25 protein-coding genes and 1 tRNA gene are annotated in these 24,776 nt (G+C 65.3%); 11 read left to right on the forward strand and 15 right to left on the reverse strand.

Translation table 11 applies throughout. The features are described from left to right. Nucleotides 1-134: 134 nt before the first annotated feature. The 9 genes from G5A46_RS15770 to ectA all read right to left on the reverse strand — a co-directional run bounded on the left by G5A46_RS15770 (nt 135) and on the right by ectA (nt 8,916). Nucleotides 135-752 (reverse strand): LbetaH domain-containing protein, encoded by a 618-nt coding sequence (locus G5A46_RS15770; protein ID WP_163850911.1) that lies wholly within the window; start codon nt 750-752, stop codon nt 135-137. 86 nt (nt 753-838) lie between these two features. Then, nucleotides 839-2,155 carry a phosphonate ABC transporter, permease protein PhnE gene (gene phnE / locus G5A46_RS15775; protein WP_163851214.1) on the reverse strand — a complete coding sequence of 439 codons (1,317 nt, stop codon included), beginning with the start codon at nt 2,153-2,155 and terminating at the stop codon, nt 839-841. A 2-nt stretch (nt 2,156-2,157) separates the two neighbouring features. After that, complete coding sequence (gene phnE / locus G5A46_RS15780) at nt 2,158-3,036, reverse strand: phosphonate ABC transporter, permease protein PhnE (RefSeq protein WP_163850913.1); 879 nt, start codon at nt 3,034-3,036, stop codon at nt 2,158-2,160. Between the two features lie 68 nt (nt 3,037-3,104). Beyond that, nucleotides 3,105-4,010, reverse strand: a complete 906-nt coding sequence (phnD, locus tag G5A46_RS15785; protein ID WP_163850915.1) for a phosphonate ABC transporter substrate-binding protein — start codon at nt 4,008-4,010, stop codon at nt 3,105-3,107. A 64-nt stretch (nt 4,011-4,074) separates the two neighbouring features. Further along, the gene (gene phnC, locus G5A46_RS15790; RefSeq protein ID WP_163850917.1) at nt 4,075-4,923 is read right to left on the reverse strand and encodes a phosphonate ABC transporter ATP-binding protein; all 849 of its coding nucleotides are present in this window, start codon (nt 4,921-4,923) and stop codon (nt 4,075-4,077) included. Nucleotides 4,924-5,157: 234 nt separating this feature from the next. Beyond that, complete coding sequence (locus G5A46_RS15795; protein ID WP_163850918.1) at nt 5,158-6,597, reverse strand: aspartate kinase; 1,440 nt, start codon at nt 6,595-6,597, stop codon at nt 5,158-5,160. A 48-nt stretch (nt 6,598-6,645) separates the two neighbouring features. After that, nucleotides 6,646-7,035: an ectoine synthase gene (locus G5A46_RS15800; protein ID WP_163850920.1), complete on the reverse strand. Its 390-nt coding sequence runs from the start codon at nt 7,033-7,035 to the stop codon at nt 6,646-6,648. A 6-nt stretch (nt 7,036-7,041) separates the two neighbouring features. Beyond that, complete coding sequence (gene ectB, locus G5A46_RS15805) at nt 7,042-8,331, reverse strand: diaminobutyrate--2-oxoglutarate transaminase (RefSeq protein WP_163850922.1); 1,290 nt, start codon at nt 8,329-8,331, stop codon at nt 7,042-7,044. A gap of 48 nt (nt 8,332-8,379) precedes the next feature. Next, nucleotides 8,380-8,916, reverse strand: a complete 537-nt coding sequence (gene ectA, locus G5A46_RS15810) for a diaminobutyrate acetyltransferase (protein WP_239521009.1) — start codon at nt 8,914-8,916, stop codon at nt 8,380-8,382. 268 nt (nt 8,917-9,184) lie between these two features. Here ectA and G5A46_RS15815 point away from each other — a divergent pair, with 268 nt between their 5' ends. From G5A46_RS15815 to hisH, 3 genes are all read left to right on the forward strand, one after another. After that, entirely contained in the window at nt 9,185-9,661 is a 477-nt protein-coding gene (locus G5A46_RS15815; protein WP_163850924.1) for a MarR family winged helix-turn-helix transcriptional regulator, read from the forward strand. A 107-nt stretch (nt 9,662-9,768) separates the two neighbouring features. Further along, nucleotides 9,769-10,356, forward strand: coding sequence for an imidazoleglycerol-phosphate dehydratase HisB (gene hisB, locus G5A46_RS15820; RefSeq protein ID WP_163850926.1), 588 nt, complete (start codon nt 9,769-9,771; stop codon nt 10,354-10,356). A gap of 2 nt (nt 10,357-10,358) precedes the next feature. Beyond that, on the forward strand, nt 10,359-11,006 hold the full coding sequence (hisH, locus tag G5A46_RS15825) for an imidazole glycerol phosphate synthase subunit HisH (RefSeq protein ID WP_163850928.1): 648 nt from the start codon (nt 10,359-10,361) through the stop codon (nt 11,004-11,006). 218 nt (nt 11,007-11,224) lie between these two features. Here the strand turns inward: hisH and G5A46_RS15830 are convergent, their stop codons facing one another. Continuing rightward, nucleotides 11,225-11,611 (reverse strand): DUF2147 domain-containing protein, encoded by a 387-nt coding sequence (locus G5A46_RS15830; RefSeq protein WP_420821364.1) that lies wholly within the window; start codon nt 11,609-11,611, stop codon nt 11,225-11,227. A gap of 137 nt (nt 11,612-11,748) precedes the next feature. On the opposite strand from G5A46_RS15830, the gene hisA reads away from it, so the two are divergent. Then, nucleotides 11,749-12,483, forward strand: a complete 735-nt coding sequence (gene hisA, locus G5A46_RS15835) for a 1-(5-phosphoribosyl)-5-[(5-phosphoribosylamino)methylideneamino]imidazole-4-carboxamide isomerase (RefSeq protein WP_163850930.1) — start codon at nt 11,749-11,751, stop codon at nt 12,481-12,483. 179 nt (nt 12,484-12,662) lie between these two features. On the opposite strand, the gene G5A46_RS15840 is transcribed toward hisA, so the two are convergent. After that, on the reverse strand, nt 12,663-13,127 hold the full coding sequence (locus G5A46_RS15840; protein ID WP_163850932.1) for a DUF302 domain-containing protein: 465 nt from the start codon (nt 13,125-13,127) through the stop codon (nt 12,663-12,665). 98 nt (nt 13,128-13,225) lie between these two features. Between G5A46_RS15840 and hisF the strand changes: the two genes are divergently transcribed. Beyond that, nucleotides 13,226-13,987, forward strand: coding sequence for an imidazole glycerol phosphate synthase subunit HisF (gene hisF / locus G5A46_RS15845; protein ID WP_163850934.1), 762 nt, complete (start codon nt 13,226-13,228; stop codon nt 13,985-13,987). After that, nucleotides 13,984-14,295, forward strand: coding sequence for a phosphoribosyl-ATP diphosphatase (locus G5A46_RS15850; protein ID WP_163850936.1), 312 nt, complete (start codon nt 13,984-13,986; stop codon nt 14,293-14,295). The genes hisF and G5A46_RS15850 overlap by 4 nt, the downstream gene beginning before the upstream one ends. A 37-nt stretch (nt 14,296-14,332) precedes the next feature. Here G5A46_RS15850 and G5A46_RS15855 read toward each other — a convergent pair whose 3' ends face one another. Further along, nucleotides 14,333-14,809: a CoA-binding protein gene (locus G5A46_RS15855; RefSeq protein WP_163850938.1), complete on the reverse strand. Its 477-nt coding sequence runs from the start codon at nt 14,807-14,809 to the stop codon at nt 14,333-14,335. Nucleotides 14,810-15,166: 357 nt separating this feature from the next. Further along, nucleotides 15,167-15,952, reverse strand: a complete 786-nt coding sequence (rlmB, locus tag G5A46_RS15860; protein ID WP_163850940.1) for a 23S rRNA (guanosine(2251)-2'-O)-methyltransferase RlmB — start codon at nt 15,950-15,952, stop codon at nt 15,167-15,169. Nucleotides 15,953-16,108: 156 nt separating this feature from the next. On the opposite strand from rlmB, the gene G5A46_RS15865 reads away from it, so the two are divergent. Continuing rightward, nucleotides 16,109-16,192: transfer RNA gene (locus G5A46_RS15865), tRNA-Tyr, on the forward strand. An 83-nt stretch (nt 16,193-16,275) separates the two neighbouring features. On the opposite strand, the gene G5A46_RS15870 is transcribed toward G5A46_RS15865, so the two are convergent. Next, nucleotides 16,276-16,653 carry a hypothetical protein gene (locus G5A46_RS15870; RefSeq protein WP_163850942.1) on the reverse strand — a complete coding sequence of 126 codons (378 nt, stop codon included), beginning with the start codon at nt 16,651-16,653 and terminating at the stop codon, nt 16,276-16,278. A 236-nt stretch (nt 16,654-16,889) separates the two neighbouring features. Here G5A46_RS15870 and G5A46_RS15875 point away from each other — a divergent pair, with 236 nt between their 5' ends. The 3 genes from G5A46_RS15875 to G5A46_RS15885 all read left to right on the forward strand — a co-directional run bounded on the left by G5A46_RS15875 (nt 16,890) and on the right by G5A46_RS15885 (nt 22,770). After that, complete coding sequence (locus G5A46_RS15875; protein WP_163850943.1) at nt 16,890-17,894, forward strand: hypothetical protein; 1,005 nt, start codon at nt 16,890-16,892, stop codon at nt 17,892-17,894. 162 nt (nt 17,895-18,056) lie between these two features. After that, the gene (locus G5A46_RS15880) at nt 18,057-19,337 is read left to right on the forward strand and encodes an O-acetylhomoserine aminocarboxypropyltransferase/cysteine synthase family protein (protein ID WP_163850945.1); all 1,281 of its coding nucleotides are present in this window, start codon (nt 18,057-18,059) and stop codon (nt 19,335-19,337) included. A gap of 178 nt (nt 19,338-19,515) precedes the next feature. Further along, nucleotides 19,516-22,770 carry a hypothetical protein gene (locus tag G5A46_RS15885; protein ID WP_163850947.1) on the forward strand — a complete coding sequence of 1,085 codons (3,255 nt, stop codon included), beginning with the start codon at nt 19,516-19,518 and terminating at the stop codon, nt 22,768-22,770. A 245-nt stretch (nt 22,771-23,015) separates the two neighbouring features. Here the strand turns inward: G5A46_RS15885 and hppD are convergent, their stop codons facing one another. Further along, complete coding sequence (gene hppD / locus G5A46_RS15890) at nt 23,016-24,110, reverse strand: 4-hydroxyphenylpyruvate dioxygenase (RefSeq protein WP_163850949.1); 1,095 nt, start codon at nt 24,108-24,110, stop codon at nt 23,016-23,018. A 136-nt stretch (nt 24,111-24,246) separates the two neighbouring features. On the opposite strand from hppD, the gene G5A46_RS15895 reads away from it, so the two are divergent. Next, nucleotides 24,247-24,702: an Lrp/AsnC family transcriptional regulator gene (locus tag G5A46_RS15895; protein WP_163850952.1), complete on the forward strand. Its 456-nt coding sequence runs from the start codon at nt 24,247-24,249 to the stop codon at nt 24,700-24,702. The last annotated feature ends 74 nt before the right edge of the window (nt 24,703-24,776 follow it).

A 24,776-nucleotide genomic window follows, 5' to 3' on the forward strand; every position in this document is an offset into this window, starting at 1 on the left:
CGAGGAGATCACCCATATTCACATAGGGTCGTTTTCCGGGAAGATCGCAAAATTGGAGAACTACCTTCGGGGGTTCGATGGCTGGGTGGAGAGCATGCTGGATGATGCGCGGGCCAACGCTCCCGGCTAGCCCCCTACCCCCGGTATTTTTCCAGAAACGCCGGCACGTCCAGCGCGCGGAAATCTTCCAGGGCGGTGCGCAAGGCGGTGTGGGGCCAGTCCCACCAGGCCAGGGCGATCAGCCGTTCCGCCAGCGGCTCCGCAAGGCGGGGGCGCAGGATGCGGGCGGGGGTGCCGGCGACGATGACATAGGGCGGCACGTCGCGGGTGACGACAGCGCCGGCGGCGACCACGGCACCATGCCCCACCGTGACCTCGGGCTTGATCATCGCCGCATGGCCCAGCCAGGTGTCGTGGCCGATCACCGCACGGCGGGCGCGGCGGCGCGCAAAGAAGGCCGCGTCGTTCTCCGCATCGTCCCACAAGTCTTCGGACCGGTACATGAAATGGTGCAGCGCCGCGCGGTCCAGCGGGTGATCCGTCGCGCCGATGCGTACATAGCTGGCGATGTTGGAGAACTTGCCCACCGTCGCATTGGCGATATCAGCGAAGCGATCACAATATGAATAATCGCCGATCTCGGAATGCGCCAGACGGCTGCCCTGCCCGATCTCGACATAGCGCCCAAATCTGGTTTCCGTGATGTCACAGCCGGGATGGATGAACGGGGTGTCTTCGCTGAGGCGGGGCATGTCGGGTCCTTTCGGGGAACGGAAAACGCGCGCCCCGGTACTGGACCGGCGCGCGCGCGGATGGGGTGCGCCGGGCCGCGGCGCGATCAGTGACCGCCGTCGTCGCCCGAAATCAGCTTGCGCCGCAGCCAGCCGGAGAACCAGTCCATGGCGAATACCATCAAAACGATCAGGACGATGTAATAGCTGACCTCCTCCCAATCCTTCTGGGTCACCATCGCCTGGGTCAGCAGCAGCCCGATGCCGCCGCCGGTAATCGCACCGATCACGGTGGCCGAGCGGGTGTTGCTTTCGAAGAAATAGAGGATCTGGCTGAGCAGCACGGGCGTCACCTGCGGGATCACGCCGAAGCGGTAACGCTGGATCGGGCGGGCACCGGTGGATTGCAGGCCCTCGATCTGCTTGCCGTCGACATTCTCCAGCGCCTCCGAGAACATCTTGCCGAAACTGCCGGTATCGGTGATCAGGATCGCCAATGCGCCGGTCATCGGGCCGGGACCGAAGGCGCGGGCCAGAACGATGGTCCAGATCAGCGCATCAACCCCGCGGAAGAAGTCGAAGACCCGCCGCGCGACCTGACGCACCACCATCAGCGGTGTGAAGTTGCGTGCCGCCAGGAAGGCCAAGGGCAGCGCCACGAGGGCCGCACCGAACGTCCCGAGAAAGGCCATGAGGATCGTCTCGAACAGCGCCCAGACCACGGCGGCATGCATCCACATGGGATTGTACCAGAAGTCATGCCAGATCGCCCCGGCCTCACCGTCCAAGGCGCGTTGGGCCAGGGTGACGGGGCCCAGCCCGTGATAGGGGCTGTCGAGGGTAAAGAAGAAAAGTTCCCAGCCGGTGGAATAGTGGAACACCTCGGACCGGCGGCGGGTGATGGTCAGCCGGGCGTCGGGCTGGGTGATCGCCACACGGTTCTTGGAAGCGTTGATCCAGTCCGGCAGCTCACCCGGGGGGAAGGTCGCGTTGGCCCCGCCATTGCCGGGCCGCGCGGTGACCAGCCCGTAATCGGGGATGTCAAAGGTGACGTCCTGCGGGCCGAAGGTCACGACACCGCCGCGCGGCAGCGTGATCCGGGTGACGCCCTCAGGGCCGGCCAGGTCGACCCAGTCGGGGGCCTGGCCCTCCGGATAGGCGCCCTTGCGCTCCCCTTCCACGGCCATGGTGACCTGGGCGGTGCGGTTGTCGCGGGTGACATGGGTCTTGTAGCTGTAGCTGTCGCGGATCAGGGTCTTGCCGTTCTCCGGTGTCGCCGTGGCGATCAGGCCGGGCACGTCAAAGGCGAAGAGCGCGTAGGTCAGATAGGCCAGCACCAGCAACGGCAGCGCGATGGCCCCCCGCCTTTTGCGCCGGAAGAGCGCCTCGGCCTGGGGTTTGAGGGCGGCGTGATCGGCGGTCATTGTCATGCCAGCATCTCCCGGCGGCGGCCGTGGGTCAGGCGATCGCGGGCATAGGACGACAGCTGATCGACGGCAACGATGGTAAGGAACAGCAGCAGGAAGATCGCCGCGCTTTCGTCATATTGGCCCTGACCCCAGGACATCGCGTTCTTCAGCTCGTAACCGATGCCCCCGGCCCCGACGAACCCCAGGATGGCGGAGGCGCGGATGTTGATCTCGAACCGCAGCAAGGCATAGCTGAGGTAGTTGGGCGCGACCTGCGGCACCACACCCAGCAGCATGCGCTGCGACCAGTTCGCCCCGACGGAGGCCAGCCCCTCCACAGGTTTCAGCGAGGCGTTCTCGTTCACTTCCGAGAACAGTTTGCCCAAGGCGCCGGTGGTATGAAAGGCGATGGCGATCATCGCCGGCACCGGCCCGCCGCCCAGCACGAAGATCAGCACCAGGGCGATCACGATTTCGGGCACGGCGCGCATCACGTCCATGATGCGCCGGAACAACGGTGTCAGACGCGGCCAGCGGGCCAGCCCGCGCGTTGACAACATCGACAGAAGCGCGCCCATTACCGCCCCGGCCAGGGTAGCCACGGCAGCGATATTGATCGTCTCCAGCAACGCGGGAAAGAAGGTGATGATGTGCCCGGGCAGTTCGGTCACCTTGTCCGCCGCCTCGCCCAGCACATCGGCCGGGAAATCGAAGACCCGGTGCAGCCCCTCCCAGAACCCGCCGGCGTTGCGGTCATCCGCCAGCACGAAGCCGGAGGCCATCAGCGCCACGAACACGGCCAGCAGCATGCCCGAATACAGGCGCTTGCGACGTGTCAGAGCAAGGTAATCATCATGTATGCGCCGCATCTGCGGATCGCCTGTCAGCTCTGTCATCTCGAAAGCACCCCCTTGAACGAAGGCGGGCTCCCGAAAACCGGGAGCCCGCCGAACCTGATCCGCGATCAGTTGGATTTCGCCTTGCGCGCCTCGACGATGGAGACATAGGCGTCATGGGTGATCGGGTTGAAGCCCAGGGATTCACCGGCGGAGATGTTGTAGGTGCAATCCTTGTCGGCGTCATACATGCCGTCGATCAGGGCGGTCATCTTGTCCTTGACGTCCTGCGGCAGGGAGGAGCGCAGCACGATCGGGCCTTCGGGGATCGGCTTGGAGCGCCAGATTTCCACCAGGTCGTTCATGTCGATCAGGCCCGCGTCAACGGCCTTGCGCAGGGCGCCGGAATTGAACCCGTCTTCCCATTCACCCTGACCGTCGGCCCAGGTCACGCCCGCGTCGACATCACCGTTGTTGACCGCGACGATGGTCTGCTCATGGCCACCGACAAAGACGACTTCGCCGAAGTAGTCACCGTTTTCCATCGTGGCGCCGATCTCGGTCGGGATCTCGATGGAGGGGATCAAGTAGCCGGAGGTGGAGTTGGGATCGCCGAAGCCGAACGTCTTGCCCTTCATGTCCGCCAGGGAGGTCACGCCGCTGTCCTTGCGGGCGAAACCGACGGAATGATAACCAAAGGAGCCGTCCAGGTTGATCTTGACCAGCACCGGCTCCACCGCGTCGGCGTCGGAGAGGAAGGTCTTGGCATAGGCGGATGCCCCCAGCCAGGCCATGTCAATGGTACCGCCCAGCAGGCCCTGGATCACACCGTCGTAATCGGCGGGGGCGAACAGCTTGGTCGGGACGCCCAGGGCTTCCTCGGTGTAGGTCTTCAGGCATTCGTGGTTGTTCAGACGGTCCTGCGCGTTCTCGCCACCCAGGATGCCGATGCGGAACTCGTCGATCTGGTCCTGCGCAGCTGCGGCGCCGGTCAGTGCGGTGGTGGCCAGAACGGCCGCGATAAGGTTTTTCATGTCACTTTCCCCTTGGAATGTTTGCCGGTGGATCCCCTCCACCGGCGGTGCAGTACCGGGTGGCTCAGACCGTGGCCTTCGCGTCCCGGATCTCTCTGGTGCGGATCGGTTCCACTTCCCCGCCGCGGGGATCGTCCAGCCGCGCGATCTCGGTGGAGGTCGCAGCTTCGGAGAACCCGGCATCGGCGCCGTAGATGTCGCGGGCGGCACCGGTGGTCAGCTGTTCGGGCAGCCCGTCAAAGACGATGCGCCCGTCGCGCATGCCGATCACCCGGTCGCAATAGCGCCGCGCCGTGTCCAGCGTGTGCAGGTTGGCGATGACCATGCGGCCGTCTTCCTCGTGGATGCGGCGCAGCGCCTCCATCACGACCTGCGCGTTCATCGGGTCGAGAGAGGCAATCGGCTCATCCGCCAGAATGATCTTGGGATCCTGCATCAGGGCGCGGGCGATGGCGACGCGCTGCTGCTGGCCGCCCGACAGGGCCTCCGCCCGTTTCGGCGCGTGTTCCGCGATGCCGAGACGGTCCAGGATGTCGATGGCACGGTGGATATCTTCGGTCGGGAAGAGGTTGAACACGGTCGAAAAGGTCGAACGGCGGTTCAACGTTCCGTGCAGCACATTGGCCACCACGTCCATGCGCGGCACCAGGTTGAACTGCTGGAAGATCATCGCGCATTCGGCCTGCCAGGCGCGTTTCGCCGCGCCGCGCAGGGCGGTGACGTCGCGGTCGCCGAACCGGATCATCCCACTGCTGTGGTCCGTCAGGCGGTTCAGCATCCGCAACAGGGTGGATTTCCCGGCGCCTGACCGGCCGATGATGCCGATCATCATCGGCTTGTCGACGTGGATGGTCGCCGCATCGACTGCCGTGTTGGCGCCGAAGGTCTTCGTGAGTTTCTCGATACGTAGCAAGCGATATGCCCCCCAAGGTCTTGAGGGGCATCTACGTGGCGGCGAAGACGAAAATGTATCGGCGCGGTGAAGGTTTTGTAACGCGCCCTACCCCGCCCGGCCCGGCGAACGAAAAACGGCAGCCGCCCAAGCGACTGCCGTCAAACAATTATTTATCGACCACCTGGGATGGCCGGCGATTGCGGCCTGCGGTGCCGCCCGGCGCGGGACGCCAGGTCAGCCAGGTGGCGCGGCTCAGGCGGCCGCCCTTTCCACGGCCGAAAGGCTCGACCCCTCGGGCGCGGCGATCACCGCGTCATGCAGCGCCTTCACGGTGGCATCGCGATCGTCGCGGGCAACGGCGAATTGCACGTCCACCGACCGCGTCGTCTGGTGTACTGCCAGCGGCACGATATCGGCGGCCTCCAGCGCGGCCAGACCACGGCTGAGCGGGCGCAGGCCGGACATGTCGCGGCCGATGATGGCCACGATGGACAGGGCGCGCACGTCAAGTTCCGCCGCCGGATAGATCTCCAGCAGGTCACGCTCCACCCGCTTGATCGCCTTCAGCGGCGCATCGACGTAATGGGTGATCGTGTTCGCGTTCGAGGTCTTGGACACGATCCGCACCTTGTGCCGCTTCAGGATATCCAGTGTGGCGGCGTCATAGCCCTTGACCCCCACCATGTCCTGTTCGAACAGCTCCAGCGCATAGACGTTCAGCCCGCAGACGATTTCCGCCGCCGGATCCTCGGCCGGCTGATCGTCGATCAGCGTGCCGGGATCCTCGGGTTCGAACGCATTGGTGACACGCAGCGGGATCTCTGACTGGCGCAGCGTCTTGGCCGCCTTGGGGTGGATCGCCTCCATCCCCATGTTGGACAGTTGATCGGCCACGTCGTAATTCGTGTGCCCCAGCTTGCGGACGTGATCGCCCACCAGCTTGGGATCCGCGCTGGACAGGTGGAATTCCTTGTGGATGATCGCTTCCCGCGCATGGGTGCGCGCCGCGATCCGGGAGAATGTGACCTCGGAATAGCCGCGGTCGAACTCCTTCATCAGCCCCTCGCGGCACTGGGCATAGCCGGTGACGATGGGCATTTCGCGGGAAAAGTCGATCCCGTCCAGACCGGCGGCGATACGGTCTTCCAGATCCAGTTCCCGCTCGTCCCGCCACCCGGAAAGGTCGACGAACCGCGCGTCCAGACCGTGACGTTGCAGCAGCAGCGCGGTCACCTGTGCGGAATGGGATTCCCCCAGACCGGACAGCAATTCACGGATCTGCGCCATGTGTTCGCTCAGCCGGAAATGCCCGTAGGAGCACAGGCGTTGCAGGTCGATCAGGCAGTTGCGCGCGCCCTCGATCCGCTCGCGGACAAAGCCGTCGGCGACGGCGACATCGGCAGGGTGATCCAGCACGTCGGCATGGGCCTTGCGCATCGCGTCGGCCACCCGGTTCAGCGCCTCTGTCCAGCCAGCGTCGCCCTCCGCGCTGGAAAACAGCGCATAGACCCCCGGTTCCCCGGATTTCTTGTGCTCCAGCAGCAGATCGGTGATCCCCCCGAAGGCAGAGACGACAAAGATCCGGTTGTAGGGATCCTTGCGCTTGCCGATGAACAGGGTGTCCACCAGATCATTCAGCCGCGACATGGACGTGCCGCCAATCTTCTCGACAGTGTGTTTCGCTTCGGTCAAATGTGAGATACCGCCGGGTCTCTCCGGCGGCCCTTCCTTTGGTTCTGTTCAGGCGTCGGCAGGAATGGCGTAGGAGCCATCGGCCTGGTGCACCTCTTCCCCCGTCACCGGCGGATTGAAACAGCAGGCCATCACCAGCTCCTCTTCCGCGCGCAGGGTGTGTTTGTCGTGCAGGTTCAGCGCATACATCACGCCCGGCTTGATCTCGTGTGTCTCGCCCGTGGCAAGGTCGGTGATGGACCCCTTGCCCGCCATGCAATAGACGCTTTCGAAATGGTTCTTGTAGTGGAACGTGTGTTCCGACCCGGCTTCCAACGTGGTGATGTGGAAGGAGAAGCCCATCCCGTCCCCGGCCAGCAGCATCCGGACCGAGGTCCAGCGCGCGTCGGAGACGGCCTTGTCGGTGGTCTTCAGGTCGTTGAAATCACGTACGATCATGTGGTGTTACTCCGCGGCAATCTTGTTTGTCTTGGGCAGGATCTCGGTGGCGGCCTCCAGAAGGATGGCAAAGCCCTTCTCGAAGGTTTCCACCGGGGTAGTCAGCGGGGCAAGCACCTTGACCACCTCGTCCTCGGGACCGGAAGTCTCGATGATCAGGCCCTTCTCGAAGGCGCGGGCGCAGATCGCTTCGGCCAGTTCGCCGGAGCCGACATCGACACCGCGCATCAGGCCACGTCCCTTCATCCGGGAGCCATCGACCATGTCGGCCAACTCGCCCAGCTTGGTCTCGATCAGCGTGGCTTTCTCCGCCAGCTCCTTGGCAAAGCTGTCATCGGCCCAGAATTTCTCGATCGCGACGCGGGCCGTGACAAAGGCATGGGTGTTGCCCCGGAAGGTGCCGTTGTGCTCGGCCGGGCCAAAGATGTCATGCTCCGGCTTGATCAGCATCATGGCCATCGGCAGGCCAAAGCCCGACAGGGATTTCGCCATGGTCACGATATCGGGCTTCACGTCCCAGCCTTCAAAGCTGAAGAACCGCCCCGACCGGCCGCAGCCTGCCTGAATGTCGTCGATGATCAGCAGCGCGCCGTGCTCTTTCGCCAGCCGGCCCACACGCTCCACCCAGGCTTGCGATGCGGCGTTCAGGCCGCCCTCGCCCTGGATCGTCTCCAGGATGATCGCGGCAGGCGCGTCCATGCCCGACGACTTGTCGTTCAGCATGGAGTCCAGCAGATCGGCGGTATCGACACTGCCGCCCATGTACCCGTCATAGGGCATCCGCGTCACGCCGTTGAGCGCCATGCCGGCGCCGCCACGGTGATAGGCGTTACCGGTCGCAGCCAGCGCACCCATGGTCACGCCATGGAACCCGTTGGTGAACGCGATCACGTTGGTCCGGCCCGTCACCTTGCGCGCCAGCTTCATCGCCGCCTCGACGGCATTGGCCCCGGTCGGGCCCATGAACATCACCCGGTGGTCCATGTCGCGCGGTTTGAGGATGTGATCCTCGAAGGCGGACAGGAACTTGCCCTTGGTGTCGGTATGCAGGTCCAGACCATGGGCGATGCCGTCGCTGGTGATATGCTCCACCAGCGCGGTCTTCATGTCCGGGTCATTGTGGCCGTAGTTCAACGACGAACAGCCAGCCAGGAAATCGATATATTCCGTGCCGTCCTTGTCCGTCATCACCGAGCCGCTGGCCGAGGTGAACAGAGCGCTCATCCCCCGGCAATAGGAGCGGGCCTCGCTCTCTCGGCGTTCGAAAATGTCCTTGTGTCCTGCCGTGGCAGTCATGTGGTATCCTTCCGTATCTCGGAAAATGTTCAGGTTGGCGAAACAGGCTCAGGCGGCGCGGCCGAGCAACTGTTCCAACTCCTCGAATTCGATCGTGACCATATGTTCGGTGGCATGCTTGCCGTCGAAATGGTCGCCCCGCTTGAAATGCGCCTCGCTGGACAGGTCACCGCTCACGGTTTTCGCGAACTTTGAGAACAGCGCCCAGCTGGCGTCGTTGTCGGCGGTGATCGTGGTCTGAAGGCGGGTCACGTCCTCGCATTCCGGCCGCGTGACCAGTTCCGTCAGCATCCGCTTGCCCAGGCCACGGCCGCGCGCGCGTTCCGACACGGCGACTTGCCACACAAACAGCGTTTCGGGGTCATCGGGACGCAGGTAGCCCGAGATCCAGCCCACCGGGTCGCCCGACGTTTCGGCGACCACGCAGGTATCCGCGAAATGATCGCACTGGATCAGGTTGCAGTACATGGAGTTCTCATCCAGCGGCTTGCATTCGCGCACAAGATCCCAGATGGCCGCGCCGTCTTCGGCCCGGGGTTTTCTCAGGGCCAGATCGTCCTTGGTGACGTTCAGGATATCTTTCACGCGTCATGCTCCTCTGCTTTCCTTTGTTGTTACTAAACATACGGCCTGAGGAAATTGTTTCAATAGGCTAAGCAATTTTCTTCCCCTAACGGCACATTTTTGCGCAACATACTGTTTAAAGAGAGTTTTACTCCTTCGATATTGCCATGAGTTTTGCTTAGTCCGACAAAATGTCGCGACTCATAGGGCCAAGCAGGGAACTTGCCACCCCCGGCTCAAGCTGCTTTGATGCCAAGGCCGCAGATGAGGCCCACCGCCGGGGAGAGCCATGGACCGCACAGATATCAGCCTCATCGCGTTGCGCCGCATCCTGCGCGCGACCGAACTCTATGGTCGCCGCCTGGCCAAGGCAGCCGGGCTGACCGCTGTGCAGTTCCGCGTCATGCAGGTGATCAACGAAAAGGGCCACGCCACGCCCTCGGAAATCGCGCAGCGCATGGGGGTGACCCAGGCCACCATGACCGCGCTGATCGACAAACTGGCGACCAAGGGCATGGTGGAGCGGCGAAAGTCAGACCGTGACCGCCGCCAGACCATCATCAACATCACCCTTGCCGGCCAGACCGCCATCGACGAGGCCCCCGACCCCCTGCAACAGCGCTATGTCAAGAAGTTCGAAACCCTCGACAGCTGGGAACAGGCCATGATCGTGGCGGCGCTGGAACGTGTGGCGGACATGCTCGACGCGGGCGATCTGGACGCCTCCCCCGTGCTGGACATCGGGGAGCTGGGCAAAACCGGCTGATCCCCGGCGGCGCTGCTCTCGACCTCCCGCCGCCAGCGGCCTATAGCTCTTCCCGACAGCTCCGGCCCGCCGGGGCCCTTGCCACGCCTCGCCACGAAAGGGATGCCATGCGCCAGGCCGAGATCACCCGCACCACCGCCGAGACGGAGATTTCCGTCCGGATCGACCTTGACGGCACCGGAACGGGGCGGATCGACACCGGCATCGGTTTCTTCGATCACATGCTGGATCAGCTGTGCCGACACTCGCTGATCGACATGGACATCACCTGCAAGGGCGACACCCATATCGACGACCACCATTCGGTGGAGGACACGGGCATCGCCCTGGGCCAGGCGCTGGCGCGCGCTTTGGGCGACAAGGCCGGGATCCGCCGCTACGGCGATTGCCTGCTGGCGATGGACGACGCGCTGGTGCGCACCGCGCTGGACCTGTCCGGACGGCCCTACCTGGTGTGGAACGTTGCGATGTCGGCACACAAGATCGGCAGCTTCGATACCGAACTGGTGCGCGAATTCTTCCAGGCGCTGTCGACCCATGGCGGCGTCACCCTGCATGTCGACGCCCTGCACGGGTTCAACGCCCACCACGTCGCGGAGGCGACATTCAAATCCGTCGCCCGCGCCCTGCGCATGGCGGTCGAACCCGATCCGCGCCGCGCCGGGGTGATCCCCTCGACCAAGGGCACGCTGTGACCATGCTGACAGTTCTCATCGACTACGAAAGCGGCAACCTCCACTCCGCCGAGAAGGCGTTCCAGCGCATGGCGACCGAAGTCGATGCCGGCCAGGTCATCGTCTCCGCCCGGCCCGAGGACGTCGCCCGCGCGGATCGGATCGTGTTGCCCGGTGACGGTGCCTTTCCCGCCTGCCGCAACGCGCTGGACGCGGTGCGCGGCGGCTCCCTTCTGGAAGCCCTGACAGAGGCGGTCGAAACCCGCGGCCGCCCCTTCCTGGGCATCTGCGTCGGCATGCAGCTGATGGCCCGGACAGGCCATGAATACAGCGAGACGCCCGGACTGGGCTGGATCGACGGCGCGGTCACCCGGATCGAACCGGGTGCGTCCGGGCTGAAAGTGCCGCATATGGGTTGGAACGACCTGGTGATCGACAGCCCCCACCCGATCTTTGACGGGGTGGAAACGGGCCAGCATTGCTATTTCGTGCATTCCTACCACATGCAGATCAACAGCGCCGCCCAGCGGTTGGCCCATGTCGACTACGGCGCAGCCGAAGTCACCGCGCTGGTGGGGCGCGACACGATGCTGGGCATGCAGTTCCATCCGGAAAAAAGCCAGGCCACCGGCCTGCGCATGATCGCCAATTTCCTGACCTGGACGCCCTGACCCACCCCCTGGCCCCGCGCCGCCGACCGAGTCACGGGTCGACGCGGCACGCCGGTCCCTTCGGGCCGAAATACCGCAGGGGGTGAATTGAGCCGCAGGCTCAAGAGGGGGACAGCGTCCCCCTCCCCTCGGCTGCACCCGGTCAACCGGTTCACGGAGAGGGGGCAACCACGCCCCCAAAACAGCGCGCGACGCGGGGAGGCGCCCCGCGCCGCCGCTCACTTCACCCGCGTCCAGTTCTGCTTCTTGCAGATCGGCCCGAAACAGCCCGCCACCTTGAGCGTGTCGCCGGTCATGTCCATTTTCGAGCGGTAGACATTATCCGTGGACGGCTGCCAGATCTTGCCATCACGGTACTTTCCACCGCCCTCGGGCACCATGTCCCAGACCAGCTTCCGCCCCAGGTGCACGGCCTTGTATTCGCCCTCGGCGTTGAAGCTGCGGGACATCACGCCGCACAGCTTCGCGCCGCAGGGCGCTATGGTAACATGGGCATAGGCGCCATCGTCGACCTCGGTCTGCCAGACGCCTTCGACCGGATCGGCCAGCGCCGCCCCCGCGCCCAGCGCCAGGACCGCAAGGCCCGTCAGAAATCCACGCATCATTCATTCCTCCCTTTTGTCCGGCGATGGTGCCGCGCGCCCCCGATCCGATCAAGCCCGCCGCGCAGGCCGCGTTGCAAATGGCGCAACGTCATGCAAAGAGGCGCCCGACCCGGACAGCCCGCGAAAGGACCGACGCCATGATCCTCTACCCCGCCATCGACCTGAAAGACGGCCAGGCCGTGCGCCTCTTCAAGGGAGAGATGGCCCAGGCCACCGTCTTCAACGACGATCCCGCAGCCCAGGCGAGGGAGTTCGTGAACGCCGGCTGCGAATGGCTGCATCTGGTGGATCTGAACGGCGCCTTTGCCGGCACCCCGGTGAACGCCGCGCCGGTGGAGGCGATCCTGAAGGCCACCAAGGTGCCGGCCCAGCTGGGCGGCGGCATCCGCGACATGGCCACGATCGAGGCCTGGCTGGACAAGGGGCTGGCCCGCGTCATTCTGGGCACCGTCGCGGTGGAAAACCCCGATCTGGTCCGCGAGGCCGCCCGCGCCTTTCCCGGCCAGGTCGCCGTGGGGATCGACGCGCGCGATGGCCGGGTCGCGACCAAGGGCTGGGCGACGGAAACCGACGTTATGGTCACCGACCTGGCCCGCAGCTTCGAAGACGCAGGCGTCGCCGCCATCATCTACACCGACATCAACCGCGACGGCGCCATGCAGGGGCCGAACATTCCCGCCACCGCCGATCTGGCGCGGGCCGTGTCGGTCCCGGTCATCGCCTCTGGCGGGGTGTCTTCCCTGGCCGACCTGATCGCCCTGCGCGATTGCGGCGCGGCCTTGAACGGCGCGATCTCCGGTCGCGCGCTCTATGACGGTGCGCTGGACCTGGGCGCAGCGCTGGCGGCATTGAAAGAGCACGGGGCAACCTGAAAAGGAAGCGGCACGGGCGCCGGCGTCATGATGGCCGGGCCGAGACGGACCGGGAGCAGAGGGGGCGCTGCCCCCTCTTGAGCGCGCGGCGCTCAATTCACCCCTGCGGTATTTCGGCCCGAAGGGAGGCCATCGGGGCGGAGGGAGGCCGGAGGCGGCACAGATTTGCCGAATTGCCTTCAGCCGCTACTGGCGGCGCCCCGTGCAAAGTTCTCCAGCGCGTCTTCCATCTTCTCCAGCTGTTCCAGATCGTCATCGACATCAAGATCGTCGACCATTTCCTCGACCTCCTCGTAAGCGATCCAGACCTGACCTTCGTCATCCTCAAAGGCCAGCATCCGCAACGGCAGGACCAGCCCGGCCAGCGCATCTTCCTGCATCACAGGGCTGCCAAGCCGAGGGTTTCCGAAAATCAGCAGCTCTGCCGGGGCCAGATCGAACCCGGCGTCGCGGGCGCCCTGGCCGTGGTCGACACGGGCAAAGACCGTGGCGCCCTTTTCCTCCACCAGCGATTGCAGACGGTCCATCACGGCGCTGACACTGCCATCGGCGCGGTGACGCTCGAAATCCGCCAACGCGGGCGTGACCAAGGTCAGGACCAGCGCTGTGGCGGCAAGGACGGGTTTGAAGATGGGATGCGACATCGGGGCCTCCTTTGGGAATCTTCCGCCCAACCCGCAGCTGGGCCGCAGGTTCCAACCACCCGCTGGACGCCGCCTGCCGCAGCGCCTATCAAGCGGTCATGTTGAAGACCCGGATCATCCCCTGCCTTGATGTCGCCGATGGCCGCGTGGTCAAAGGCGTGAATTTCGTCGACCTCCGCGATGCGGGCGACCCCGTGGACGCCGCGCGCGCCTATGATGCCGCAGGCGCGGATGAGCTGTGCTTCCTGGACATCCACGCCACCCACGAGAATCGCGGAACCATGTTCGATGTGGTCACCCGCACGGCGGAACAATGCTACATTCCGCTGACCGTCGGCGGCGGGGTCCGCACCCATCACGACGTGCGGGCGCTGCTGCTGGCCGGGGCAGACAAGGTCAGCTTCAATTCCGCCGCCGTGGCCAATCCCGATGTGGTGGCCGAAGCCGCCGACCGGTTCGGCAGCCAATGCATCGTCTGCGCCCTCGATGCCAAGACGGTGGCGCCGGGACGGTGGGAGATCTTCACCCATGGCGGCCGCCGTGCCACCGGCATCGATGCGGTGGAATTCGCCCGCACCGTCACCGCCAAGGGCGCGGGAGAGATCCTTCTGACCTCCATGGACCGCGACGGCACGCGCGCCGGGTTCAACCTGCCGTTGACCCGCGCGATTTCCGATGCCGTGGCGGTGCCGGTCATCGCCTCGGGCGGGGTCGGCACGTTGGACCATCTGGTGGAAGGCGTGACACGGGGCGGGGCCTCCGCCGTGCTGGCCGCGTCCATCTTTCACTTCGGCGACCACACCATCCGCGAGGCCAAGGACCACATGGCCGCCGCCGGCATACCGATGAGACTGACATGACCGCACTCTCCCGCCTGTCCGCAACGATCGAGGCCCGCAAGGGCGCCGATCCCGACACCTCCTGGACCGCGAAGCTGTTGGCGCGCGGCCCTGAGAAATGCGCGGAGAAATTCGGCGAAGAGGCCGTGGAAGCCATCATCGAGGCCGTGAAGGGCGACCGCGACCGCCTGACATCGGAGGCCGCCGATGTCCTCTACCACCTGCTGGTGATGCTGGCGGCGCGCGATGTCTCCCTGGACGACGTGCTGGCCGAGCTGGACCGCCGCGACGGCACCTCGGGTCTGGTGGAGAAGGCCAGGCGAGGCTGATCCGCCCGGGCGCCCTGCCCCGACCGCCTGGGCCTGCCTAGAGCTTCGAGGAAATCACGCCCGTCGCGAACCCGCCCATGCGCAATTCGCCGAACAGGCGCTGATATTCGATCTTCGGACAACGATCCATGACCACCTCTACGCCGCGCGCCCGCGCTGTTTCGGCGGCACCGTCATGGATAATCCCGATCTGCATCCAGATCGTAGCCAGTTCGGGAAAGACTTCCAGCGCCTCGTCGACCAGTGGCGGCACATGTTCGGATCGACGGAACAGATCCACCATGTCGATATCCGGCACATGCCGCGCGGCCTCCGTCAGGGAGGGGTGCACCGTCTCGCCGAACAACTCCTCTCCGGCCAGGGCGGGATTGACGGGAACCACACGGTACCCTTTCAGCGACAGATAGCGGGCGACATAATTGCTGGGACGCACCGGATTGGCCGAGACGCCGACCACCGCGATCACACGGGTGCGGGTCAGGATGCGATGGATGTCTGGGTCGGTCATGGTCATGCGGGGATCCTGCACGGTGCCAAGGCCGGGCGCAATCGCTCTGCCGGCATGGCGGTGCACCCGGTGCATCGTGGAAAAAGCGCCCGGCCCCGAAAGACCGGGCGCAGTTCGGAACGAGGGACAGTGAAAGGACGCACCGGCGTTCCGTGCCGGTGTCCTGCTGAAAATATGGGGGTCCGCGATCCACCGGGAAGAGTAGGTAATAGGAATGTGAAGATGGCGTGGACGTCGGCGAAACATCCACAGGTTTTTTGCGCTGCCGTGCAGGTATCCAGGATCACGAGGCGAAGATCGGCCGTCAGGCCGCCTGCCGCAGATCGCGACGCTCCTTCATCCGCGCCCTTCGATTGCCGCCTCTCACCCCCCGGGGCGCGTCGCCGCATAAAGCGACACGGCAGCCGCGTTTGAAACGTTCAGCGACCCGAAAGCACCCGCGAAATCAATCCGCACCAGGGCATCGCAGCTCTCTCGGGTCTTTTGCCGCAGGCCCGGCCCCTCGGCACCCAGGACAAGGGCGACGGGCCTGCCCGCGCGCTCCGCAAGGGCGACGCCGATCTCCTGCTCCGCCTCGCCGGCCAGGCCCAGCACCTGGTAGCCCATGTTGCGCAATTGGTCGATGGCGCGGGCCAGGTTCGTGACCCGCAGATAGGGCTGACGCTCCAACGCGCCGCTGGCAGTCTTCGCCAGGGCGCCGGTTTCCGGGGCGGAATGGTGACGCGGCGCGATCACCGCCGCCGCGCCGAACACCTCCGCCGAGCGCAGGATCGCCCCGACATTATGCGGATCCGTCACCCGATCCAGAAGCACCACACAGGGCGGGCGGATGCCGTCGCCCAGACAGACCTCCTCGACCGGCCCCCAATCCAGCGGTTTGACCTCCAGCGCGGCGCCCTGGTGCACCGATTGCGGATCCAGGGGCGCGTCGAACCGGCGCGGGTCGGACATCTCCGGCTCGATTTCCGCTTGGGCGACCGCCTCCGCCAGCTTGTCCAGCGCGTTTTTGGTCACGATCAGGCGCAACTTCTCGCGGCGCGGATTCCGAAGGGCATCGCGTACCGCGTGCAGACCGAACAGCCACAAGGTCTCGGACGCGGCCGCCCGCTTGGCCTGTTCCTTCTCGACCACCCATTTCGGTTTCTTCATCTCTACGCTCCCGCCTGCAGCTGCGCGGTCATGACATGAAAGCGCCCGCTTGGGAATGGCCTGGCCGCGGTGATGACATCGGCGGGATTTTCCTGTTGACGCCCCCGATCCGCGGCGATACTCACCCCACACGAAACGCGCCCGAGGGTGCGGGACGGGCGACGGGCTGCAAGGTGCGGCAGCGGACTGTAACTCCGCCGGGGAGACCCACGCCTGGTTCGATTCCAGGGTCGCCCACCATTCCCCCCCACTTGAATCAGCAACCGGCCATGCCTCTTTTTGAGAAAGGCCAGTGGGTTACGCGCCATACCTCATCCTTCGCATCAAGGCATCAAAATCGCCGTCCGGTCGAAATCCGCGAAGGTCGTCGTCAGGTCGTCGTAGAGAATCTCCACCCTGACCTGCTGCACGAAGCCAGGCGGAAACGCACGGTACGGATCGCCGTCTGCGGGTGTGATGGCCGACGGCGCGTTCGTTTCCAGATGGCAGTCCGGCAGCGGCCAGACCTCGGCCGGGCTGCCGTTGACCGACAAGCTGATCTGATGCATCCCGCAGCGCCAGGCCCAAAGATGCGTAACATACAGCAGGTCCTGCCCGCCGTAATCGCGCACAGCCACCCAATTCGCGCGGGTGGCCTCAAGGATCGGCTTGACCTCCGTCGCGGTCAGGAACCGGCCGCTGGGCGCCTGGTCCTCGGCCACGAAATCCGGCGCAGACTCGAAAACGGGCAAGCGCGGAACATTGTCAGCGGGGGTGACCAGCCTGTCCCGTCCACCGGTCACCGCCAATGCGGATGTCAACGCGAACAAGATTAAATGCAGCATTTGAAACGACCTTTCCCAGAGCGAACCGGAGGGTGGTTCCCGAACTGTCCGTGCCCCCCTATACTCAACCCGGAAAATAGGAACGTTTCAGATCCGGTTCGGACAGGGCAAGTATGACAAGAGGCGATCGCGAAAGCCAAGCGTTCAATATCATGATCGTGGCACAGGGCGGGAGGTTGGAGTTCGAAGCGGTGATCTTCGCCGCCTCCCTGCGCGCGATGAGCCCGGATTTCACCGGCCGCCTTCTGGTGGCGGAGCCACAGCCAGGGCCGTTGTGGGCGGAGGATCCGCGCATCCGCCACGCTGAGACGCGCGAACTTTTGGCGGAGCTGGGCGCGGAAATCCTTCCCTTCACCTCGCATCATTTTGGCCAGGACTACCCTTACGGCAACAAGATCGAGGCGCTTCTTGCACTGCCGGAACGCGATAATTTCGTATTTTTCGACACGGATACCCTGATTACCGGTGATCTCGCTTCCGTCCCCTTCGATTTCGACAGACCGACCGCATCCTTGCGCCGGGAAGGGACCTGGCCGCAAATCGAGCTCTATGGCCCCGGCTACACCGAGATCTGGAAATCCCTCTATGACAAGTTCGGACTGGAATTCGAAAGCTCCCTGGATCCAGGCCAACCAGACGAATTCTGGCGTAAGTACCTGTATTTCAATGCTGGTTTCTTTTTCTACAATTGCCCGCAGGTGTTCGGGCAGCGGTTTCTCGACTATGCGGTGGCGATCCGGGACGATCCGCCCCGCGCGCTGGAATGCCAGAGCCTGACCCCCTGGCTGGATCAGGTCGCGCTGCCCCTGGTCATCCATTCGCTGGGCGGTGGCCGCGACACCCTGCCCTCCGGCCTGCTGGACGGCCGCGTCACCTGTCACTATCGTCTTCTACCCCTGCTATATGCGCGCGAAAGCGATCGTGTCATCGACGTGCTGGAAACGGTGACGTCGCCCAACAAGATCAAGAAAGTGTTGAAAAAGCATGAACCGCTGAAAAGGATGATCTTTCAGGGACGTGGTCAGAAGGCGCGCGCCCTGTTCGATCGCGGCAACCTGCCACGGAAAGAGCAGGCGATCCGCAACAAGTTGAAACGCGAAGGCTACTGGATGCGCTAGATCGCGCCAATTTCGTCCTTCAAGCTTTTGTTTTAACGCTTTTTCAACCTTTTGGCCGGAGGTTTGCCCCCGAACCTCCGCTGCGACCATGGCGGAAAACATTGAGCATGGGCGCCACATCGCCTAATCCCCTTGGCAAACAGCCCAAGGGAAGGACAAGAAATGACACATGGTTTCGACACGCTGCAAATCCACGCAGGCGCCAGGCCCGATCCGGCCACCGGGGCCCGGCAGACGCCGATCTACCAGACGACCGCCTATGTCTTCCGCGATGCCGATCATGCTGCTGCGCTTTTCAACCTTCAGGAAGTGGGATTCATCTACTCCCGTCTGACCAACCCGACCGTCGCGGTCCTTCAGGAGCGTGTGGCGACGCTGGAAGGCGGGGCCGGCGCGGTTTGCTGCTCCTCCGGCCATGCGGCACAACTGATGGCGCTGTTCCCGCTGATGGCGCCCGGACGCAATGTCGTCGTGTCGACGCGCCTATACGGTGGAACGGTCACGCAGTTCAGCCAGACGATCAAGCGCTTCGGCTGGGAAGCCAAGTTCGTCGATTTCGACGACCAGGCCGCCGTTGCCGCCGCGATCGACGACGATACCCGCGCGATCTTCTGCGAATCCATCGCCAATCCCGGCGGCTATGTGACCGATCTGGACGCCATCGCGAAGATCTCGGATGACGCCGGCCTCCCGCTGATCGTCGACAACACCACCGCCACCCCCTACCTCTGCCGGCCGATCGAACATGGCGCGACTTTGGTCGTGCATTCGATGACCAAGTATCTGACCGGCAACGGCACGGTCACCGGCGGCGTCGTGGTTGATTCGGGGAAATTCGACTGGTCCGCCAGCGACAAGTTCCCCTCCCTCTCCGCGCCGGAGCCGGCCTATCACGGCCTCACCTTTCACGAGACCTTCGGCCCCCTCGCCTTCACCTTCCACGGCATCGCCATCGGCCTGCGCGACCTGGGCATGACCCTGAACCCCCAGGCGGCGCATTACACCCTGATGGGCATCGAAACGCTGAGCCTGCGCATGCAGCGCCACGTGGAAAACGCGCAGAAGGTCGCCGCCTGGCTGGAGCAGCACGACGCCGTCGAAAGCGTCACATATGCAGGGCTGCCGTCCTCCCCCTATGCGGAGCGCGCCGCGCGCATCTGCCCCAAGGGGGCCAGTGCGCTGTTCACCATCGCATTGAAAGGCGGTTACGACGCCTGCGTCAAAATGGTCGAATCGGTAGAGATCTTCAGCCACGTCGCCAACCTGGGCGACACCCGGTCGTTGATCATCCATTCGGCCTCCACCACCCACCGTCAGCTCAGCCCCGATCAGCAGAAAGCCGCCGGTGCCGCGCCGGAGGTGGTCCGTTTGTCCATCGGGATCGAGGATGCTGATGACCTGATTGCCGATCTGGATCAGGCTTTGAAGGCCGCGACCGCCTGATCGCGGCAGAGAAAGCGGGATCGGGGCCGTGCGCGGCCCCGTCCCTTGTTTTGGTTTCCCTCGAAGACGAGTTGGGCTAGAATTTCCCGACAAACCGGGGCTTGGGCGCCGGTCTTAATGCGACCGCCCCGGATGGGGTCGGAACGAAAAGAAACATCGGAAACTTCAGACGGCCGAGATGCGACCGGATTTTGCACTGAATTTCGGAGCGGACGGAATCGCCTTGCTCCACCGCGCCTCTCCAGGGTGGGAACGGATCGGTACAGCCGAGCCGGCTGCCGACGATTTCACCGCTCAGTTGGAAGACCTGCGGCAAAAGGCCGAGCTGTTTACCGATGGCGACCCGATCCTGTGCAAACTGGTGATACCGGATGACCAACTGCGCTATCTCACCGTGCCCACCGGCCATGCCGGTGAGGCGGAACGGCGCGAAATCGTGGAACAGGCGCTCCATGGGGTCACCCCCTACGAGCTGGAGGAGCTTTCCTATGCGACCTCCATCTCCGGGGAGGTCACGCATGTCGCCATTGTCGCGTTGGACACCCTGGACGAGGCGGAGGAATTCGCCCTGTCACACGGGTTTGCGCCGCTGTCCTTCGTCGCCCTGCCCGAAGGGCGCGACTTCCTGGGAGAGCCATTCCTGGGACTGTCGCGGCATGCCGCCCGCCTTCTCCCCGCCGGGGAGGAGTTGGAAAAAGACGCGGTCTGGATCCGGATCCTGGGCGACGCACGCCTGCCCACTCCGCCGCAATCGACGGGGGCGTCTGCCGCCCTCGCCCCCACGCCAGGTGGTGAACCCGTCGGTGCCGAGGATCGCGAAAATGAAACGCTGGACAGCGCCCCGGCCTTCCGTTCGGCCCGCGACCTTGCCACGGCGCCCCCAGCCCCCCCCGATCTGACCAATCAACAATCCGAACGCGCGCCGGCGCGCGATGCGGACGAGGTGGATCCGGCCCCGACAGCCACGGCCTCCGACGCCTCGGAAACAGCGCCGGACAAGGGGCCAACGTCAGCCCCGTCAGCAGACCCGGAGACGGGCGCCCTTACCTCCGCCGGGACCTCTGCCGAGGGCGACAGCGAAGAGGGCCTGTTCGCCTTCGCTTCCGTGCGCGCCGCCACAGAGGCGCGCGATACCGCCCCGCCCATGGCCGCCACCCGCGCTGCCGCACCCCCGCCACAGGACGCCACGCCGCCACTGGACGCCAATCCGCCACAGGACGCCTCCGCGTCCAAGGACGCGGCCACGGCCGGCAAAGCCGCCGCGCGCGTGACCGATCCTGGGCTGGATATCGAACCCTCAGCCATGCGCCGCTTTGCCTACCGGGTGAAGGAGCCTTCCGGCGAACCGGCGCCGCTGGCGCCGCCAAGCCCCAGGGCCACCATCCCGGTGGCCGAGGACAAGACCCTCGCCGATCAGGCCGCCAGCATCGCAAGTCTGCGCCGTGGCCCCGAGGGTCCGGACAGCCCCAAGGCTCCGCGTACGGGCCTAGGGGCGCGGCTCGGCGGGATATTCACCCGCCGTGTGCGCCCTGCCCCGGACACCGCCGCGCCGAAATCCGCGCCCTCGCAGACGGCACGCCAGGCGCCCCGAGCCGCAGTGACGGCCCCGGCTTCGCCAGAGGGTGCCGCGAAACCCCCGGTCGCGGCGCCCGACGTGCCGCCCGCCGTGGCAAAAGCGGCCAAGGCCTTGAAACGGAAACAGCGCAAGCGGTTCGGCAAACGCCCGGCCGAAGCCCCCCTGGCCACGCCGCCAAGCCCCAAGATCGCCGCCTCGCCCACCGCCTCCGCGACAGCTACGGCCAAGCCCCCGAAAACCGGGTTGAAGGCCGCACGGGATCTCCCCTCCGGCAAGATGCCGGGCAAGGTGCCGGACCTGCGTGCCGCCCGCGCGAAGGCCCCCGTGGACGCTTCGCGCCGCGCCCCGGAGGCCGACCGCAACCAGATGCCGCCCCGCCCCGAGGAGCAGAGCGAGCTGGAGCGGATGACCGTCTTCGGCGCCCGGGGCACCGCGCAATCTGAGAGGCAATCCCGCGGCATGGGGTTGGTTCTGACGGTGGTTCTGCTGTTGTTCATGGCCGCCGTGGCGGCCTGGGCCTCGGTGTTTCGGGATGACCGGATCGCCTGGCTGTTCCTGCCGGCGCCCGAGGTTGAGACCAGCACGGTCGCCACCTCCGCCGACACGCCCACCGGACCGGAGGCCGACGCCCCGGCGCTGGACGTCACGCTGGTGGCGCCCCAGGATCTGGACGGCGCCGTGCCCCCTGCGGCCCTCCCGGCGCCGGACCGTCCGGAACAGGATCCAGCACCCGAGATCGAGGCCCCGCGCACCGTTGAAACCGATGTGCAGCCCGAACCGGAGCCGCAGACCGCCGCGCCTGCCGCGACCTCGCCCTTGATCGCCGACACGCCAGCGCCCCTGGGCACCCCGGCCAGCCCGGCGGAGGTGCAGGCGCGCTATGCCGCGACGGGGATCTGGCTGCGCGCGCCGACGCAATCGGCCGCGCCCAACGACACCGTGATGGAAGAACCCTACCTGACCTCTCTTGATCCGGAGGTTCCGATCCTCGACGCCGTCGCCCTGCCGGCGCCGGAAACCACCCGGGACGCGTCGATCTTTGCCCCCGCCGATCCGCCGCCCTTGCAGGCGCGGTTCCGGCTGGACGATCGCGGGTTGGTCGCCGGAACGGCGGAGGGCGCAGTGACGCCGCAGGGACACCGGGTCTTTTCGGGGCGGCCTGCGGCTGTGCCACCGCCGTCACGCGGCGACCAGGCCGAGGATGCCGCGCGGCAGGAAAGCAGCGCCCAGGCGGCGCAAGCGAACCTGAAACTGGCCCGGCTGCGCCCGCGTCCGCGCCCTGGTGACCTGGTGGAGGAAAGCCTGCGCGAAACCGAACGCTCTGCCCTGGGCGGGCGTACGCGGACGGAATTGGCCCTGCTGCGCCCGCGTGCACGGCCTTCCCTGCCCGATCCCCAGACGGAGAGCGAGGCAGACAGCGACATCATCGAATCCGCCCTGGAAGAAGCCGGTGCCGTGATCCTGGACAGCGGCACGTCGCTGGCAATCGCGACCTCCGTCCGGCCGCGCCCGCGTCCGGGCAACATGGGATCGCTGGTCGAACAGGCGCGGGAGGCCGACGTGGTGCCTGTGGCCCAGGTCGCGCCGCGCACCGTGGCGCCTGCCATCCCGTCCCGGGCGTCGGTGGCGCGCCAGGCCACGGTGAAGAACGCGCTCAACCTGAACCGGATCAACCTGATCGGCGTCTATGGCCAGCCCAGCAACCGCCGCGCGTTGGTGCGCCTGTCGAACGGCCGCTACAAGAAGGTGAAGGTCGGCGATCGGTTGGATGGGGGGCGGATCGCGGCGATCGGCGATGGCGAGCTGCGCTATGTGAAGAGCGGCCGGAACATGGTGCTGGAGATGCCCAGCGGCTGATCCGCCCGCCGGCCTCCGGCCTCCGGGACCACGCCTGATCTGACGCACCGGGTGCCCCCATTTCCACGCCCATCGCGCTGCTTGGTGCCGCGCCGCCCGGCCTCCATTCCGCCCTATCGCATGACGGCCGCATAGCGAAAGACGCACCGGCCGGGGCCGATGCGTCTTCTGGTCCTCCCTGTCGGACCTGGCGGATCGCGGGGCGTCCCCTGTTCGCCGCGCCCCAGCGGGCCACGGCGCCGGGGTCATTCTGCCGCGAGTTCACCGTTGTTGATCTGCTCCTGCTCGATGCTCTCGAACAGCGCCTTGAAATTCCCCTCGCCAAAGCCGTCATCGCCCTTGCGCTGGATGAATTCGAAGAAGATCGGCCCGATCACGGTTTTCGAGAAGATTTGCAGCAGAATGCGCGTCTCTCCTCCATCCACGACCCCTTCGCCGTCAATCAGGATGCCATGGGTTTTCATCCGCTCGATCGGCTCTTCGTGGCCGGTGACGCGGTCGTGGGACATGTCGTAATAGGCGTCGGGCGGGCCCGGCATGAATTTCACGCCCTTTTCCGCGATCTGGTCGGTGGCGTCGTAGATGTCATAGGCGCCAACGGCGATGTGCTGGATTCCCTCGCCATTGTACTTGCGCAGATAGGCGACGATCTGGCCCTCTTCGCCCCGGTCTTCGTTGATCGGGATGCGGATGCGCCCGCAGGGCGAGGTCAGCGCGCGGGAGAACAGGCCGGAATGCTTCCCCTGGATATCGAAGAACCGGATTTCGCGAAAATTGAACAGGTCGCCATAGAACCGGAACCAGGTGTCCATGTTCCCCTTGTGCACGTTATGCGTCAGGTGGTCGAGATAATGAAACCCGACGCCGCGTGGCTTGGACTGGGCCAGCCAGTCGAATTCATGGTTGTAGGGCGAGGTATCGTAATATGCTTCGATGAAATAGATGAGAGATCCGCCGATGCCGCGAATGGCGGGAACATCCATCGTCTTGCCGGGGCCGTCATAGGGTTCGGCGCCGTTTTTCACCGCGTGGTCGAACGCGTGTTGCGCATCCACCACGCGCCAGCCCATCGACGGGGCACAGGGGCCGTGTTCGTCGATGAAATCGGCCGCGTGGGTGCCCGGTTCGGCGTTGACGATATAGGTGATGTCGCCCTGCTGCCACAGCTCGATATCCTTGGATTTGTGGCGTCCCACCAGCGCGTAGCCCATGCGCGCAAAGAGATCGCGCAATTCCTGCGGTTCGGGATGGGCGAATTCGACGAATTCGAACCCGTCGGTTCCGGCGGGATTGTCCGGGGTGATCTGCGATTTCGGCGCGTCGTGCGGGAAAGGGCCCATCTTTGCCTCCTTTGATGCGGATTTGATGCAAGTCTAGGCCATATTCAGCCGGAGAACTGCGCGTTCTCGGGGATATTACTGCCAGGCGATGCGGAAACGGCGTATGGAACGGTGGAATCATGCTAGGATTCCGCATATGCTTGACGTGACAGACATCCGATTGCTGGCCGCCCTCCAGAAAGACGCGCATCTGACCGCGCAGGAACTGGGGGAGATGCTGAACCTTTCGCCCTCGCAGGCGGGGCGGCGGCGCCAGCGGCTGGAGGGCGAGGGGTATATTCACGCCTATATCGCGCGGCTGAACCCGGAGCGACTGGGCCTGTCGATCCAGGCCTTTGTCCAGGTGCAGCTGGGCACCCACGGGCCGGACCAGGCACGGGAATTCGCCCGGCTGGTGGCCTCGCGGGCTGAGATCACATCGGCCTGGACCCTGACGGGGGAGGCGGATTATCTGCTGCGCGTGTTCTGCACCGACCTGGCAGCGCTGAACCGGCTGATCCACGAAGTTCTGTTGCCGCACCATTCCGTCACACGGGTGCAAAGTCAGATCGTCATGGATCAGATGAAACAGGACGCACCGCTGCCGACCTGACCGCGCCTGCGGTCGCCCCACCATCCACCGCCGCCCCATCCGGCAAGGTGCACGACGATCTCCCGTTACGGGAC

Origin of the sequence: Pseudooceanicola aestuarii, assembly GCF_010614805.1 — a bacterium.
In the GTDB taxonomy this organism is placed as follows: Bacteria; Pseudomonadota; Alphaproteobacteria; order Rhodobacterales; family Rhodobacteraceae; genus Pseudooceanicola; species Pseudooceanicola aestuarii.

Excerpts from the sequence above, each read along its gene's own strand:
- G5A46_RS15895 (WP_163850952.1), top strand. The coding sequence starts at position 24,247 with ATGCTTGACGTGACAGACATCCGATTGCTGGCCGCCCTCCAGAAAGAC.
- hisH (WP_163850928.1), top strand. The coding sequence starts at position 10,359 with ATGCTGACAGTTCTCATCGACTACGAAAGCGGCAACCTCCACTCCGCC.
- phnE (WP_163851214.1), bottom strand. The coding sequence starts at position 2,155 with ATGACCGCCGATCACGCCGCCCTCAAACCCCAGGCCGAGGCGCTCTTC.
- G5A46_RS15885 (WP_163850947.1), top strand. The coding sequence starts at position 19,516 with ATGCGACCGGATTTTGCACTGAATTTCGGAGCGGACGGAATCGCCTTG.
- hisF (WP_163850934.1), top strand. The coding sequence starts at position 13,226 with ATGTTGAAGACCCGGATCATCCCCTGCCTTGATGTCGCCGATGGCCGC.
- G5A46_RS15875 (WP_163850943.1), top strand. The coding sequence starts at position 16,890 with ATGACAAGAGGCGATCGCGAAAGCCAAGCGTTCAATATCATGATCGTG.
- G5A46_RS15815 (WP_163850924.1), top strand. The coding sequence starts at position 9,185 with ATGGACCGCACAGATATCAGCCTCATCGCGTTGCGCCGCATCCTGCGC.
- hisB (WP_163850926.1), top strand. The coding sequence starts at position 9,769 with ATGCGCCAGGCCGAGATCACCCGCACCACCGCCGAGACGGAGATTTCC.
- G5A46_RS15880 (WP_163850945.1), top strand. The coding sequence starts at position 18,057 with ATGACACATGGTTTCGACACGCTGCAAATCCACGCAGGCGCCAGGCCC.
- G5A46_RS15850 (WP_163850936.1), top strand. The coding sequence starts at position 13,984 with ATGACCGCACTCTCCCGCCTGTCCGCAACGATCGAGGCCCGCAAGGGC.
- G5A46_RS15840 (WP_163850932.1), bottom strand. The coding sequence starts at position 13,127 with ATGTCGCATCCCATCTTCAAACCCGTCCTTGCCGCCACAGCGCTGGTC.
- ectB (WP_163850922.1), bottom strand. The coding sequence starts at position 8,331 with ATGACTGCCACGGCAGGACACAAGGACATTTTCGAACGCCGAGAGAGC.
- G5A46_RS15855 (WP_163850938.1), bottom strand. The coding sequence starts at position 14,809 with ATGACCATGACCGACCCAGACATCCATCGCATCCTGACCCGCACCCGT.
- rlmB (WP_163850940.1), bottom strand. The coding sequence starts at position 15,952 with ATGAAGAAACCGAAATGGGTGGTCGAGAAGGAACAGGCCAAGCGGGCG.
- G5A46_RS15770 (WP_163850911.1), bottom strand. The coding sequence starts at position 752 with ATGCCCCGCCTCAGCGAAGACACCCCGTTCATCCATCCCGGCTGTGAC.
- G5A46_RS15830 (WP_420821364.1), bottom strand. The coding sequence starts at position 11,611 with ATGATGCGTGGATTTCTGACGGGCCTTGCGGTCCTGGCGCTGGGCGCG.
- G5A46_RS15800 (WP_163850920.1), bottom strand. The coding sequence starts at position 7,035 with ATGATCGTACGTGATTTCAACGACCTGAAGACCACCGACAAGGCCGTC.
- hisA (WP_163850930.1), top strand. The coding sequence starts at position 11,749 with ATGATCCTCTACCCCGCCATCGACCTGAAAGACGGCCAGGCCGTGCGC.
- hppD (WP_163850949.1), bottom strand. The coding sequence starts at position 24,110 with ATGGGCCCTTTCCCGCACGACGCGCCGAAATCGCAGATCACCCCGGAC.
- phnD (WP_163850915.1), bottom strand. The coding sequence starts at position 4,010 with ATGAAAAACCTTATCGCGGCCGTTCTGGCCACCACCGCACTGACCGGC.
- phnE (WP_163850913.1), bottom strand. The coding sequence starts at position 3,036 with ATGACAGAGCTGACAGGCGATCCGCAGATGCGGCGCATACATGATGAT.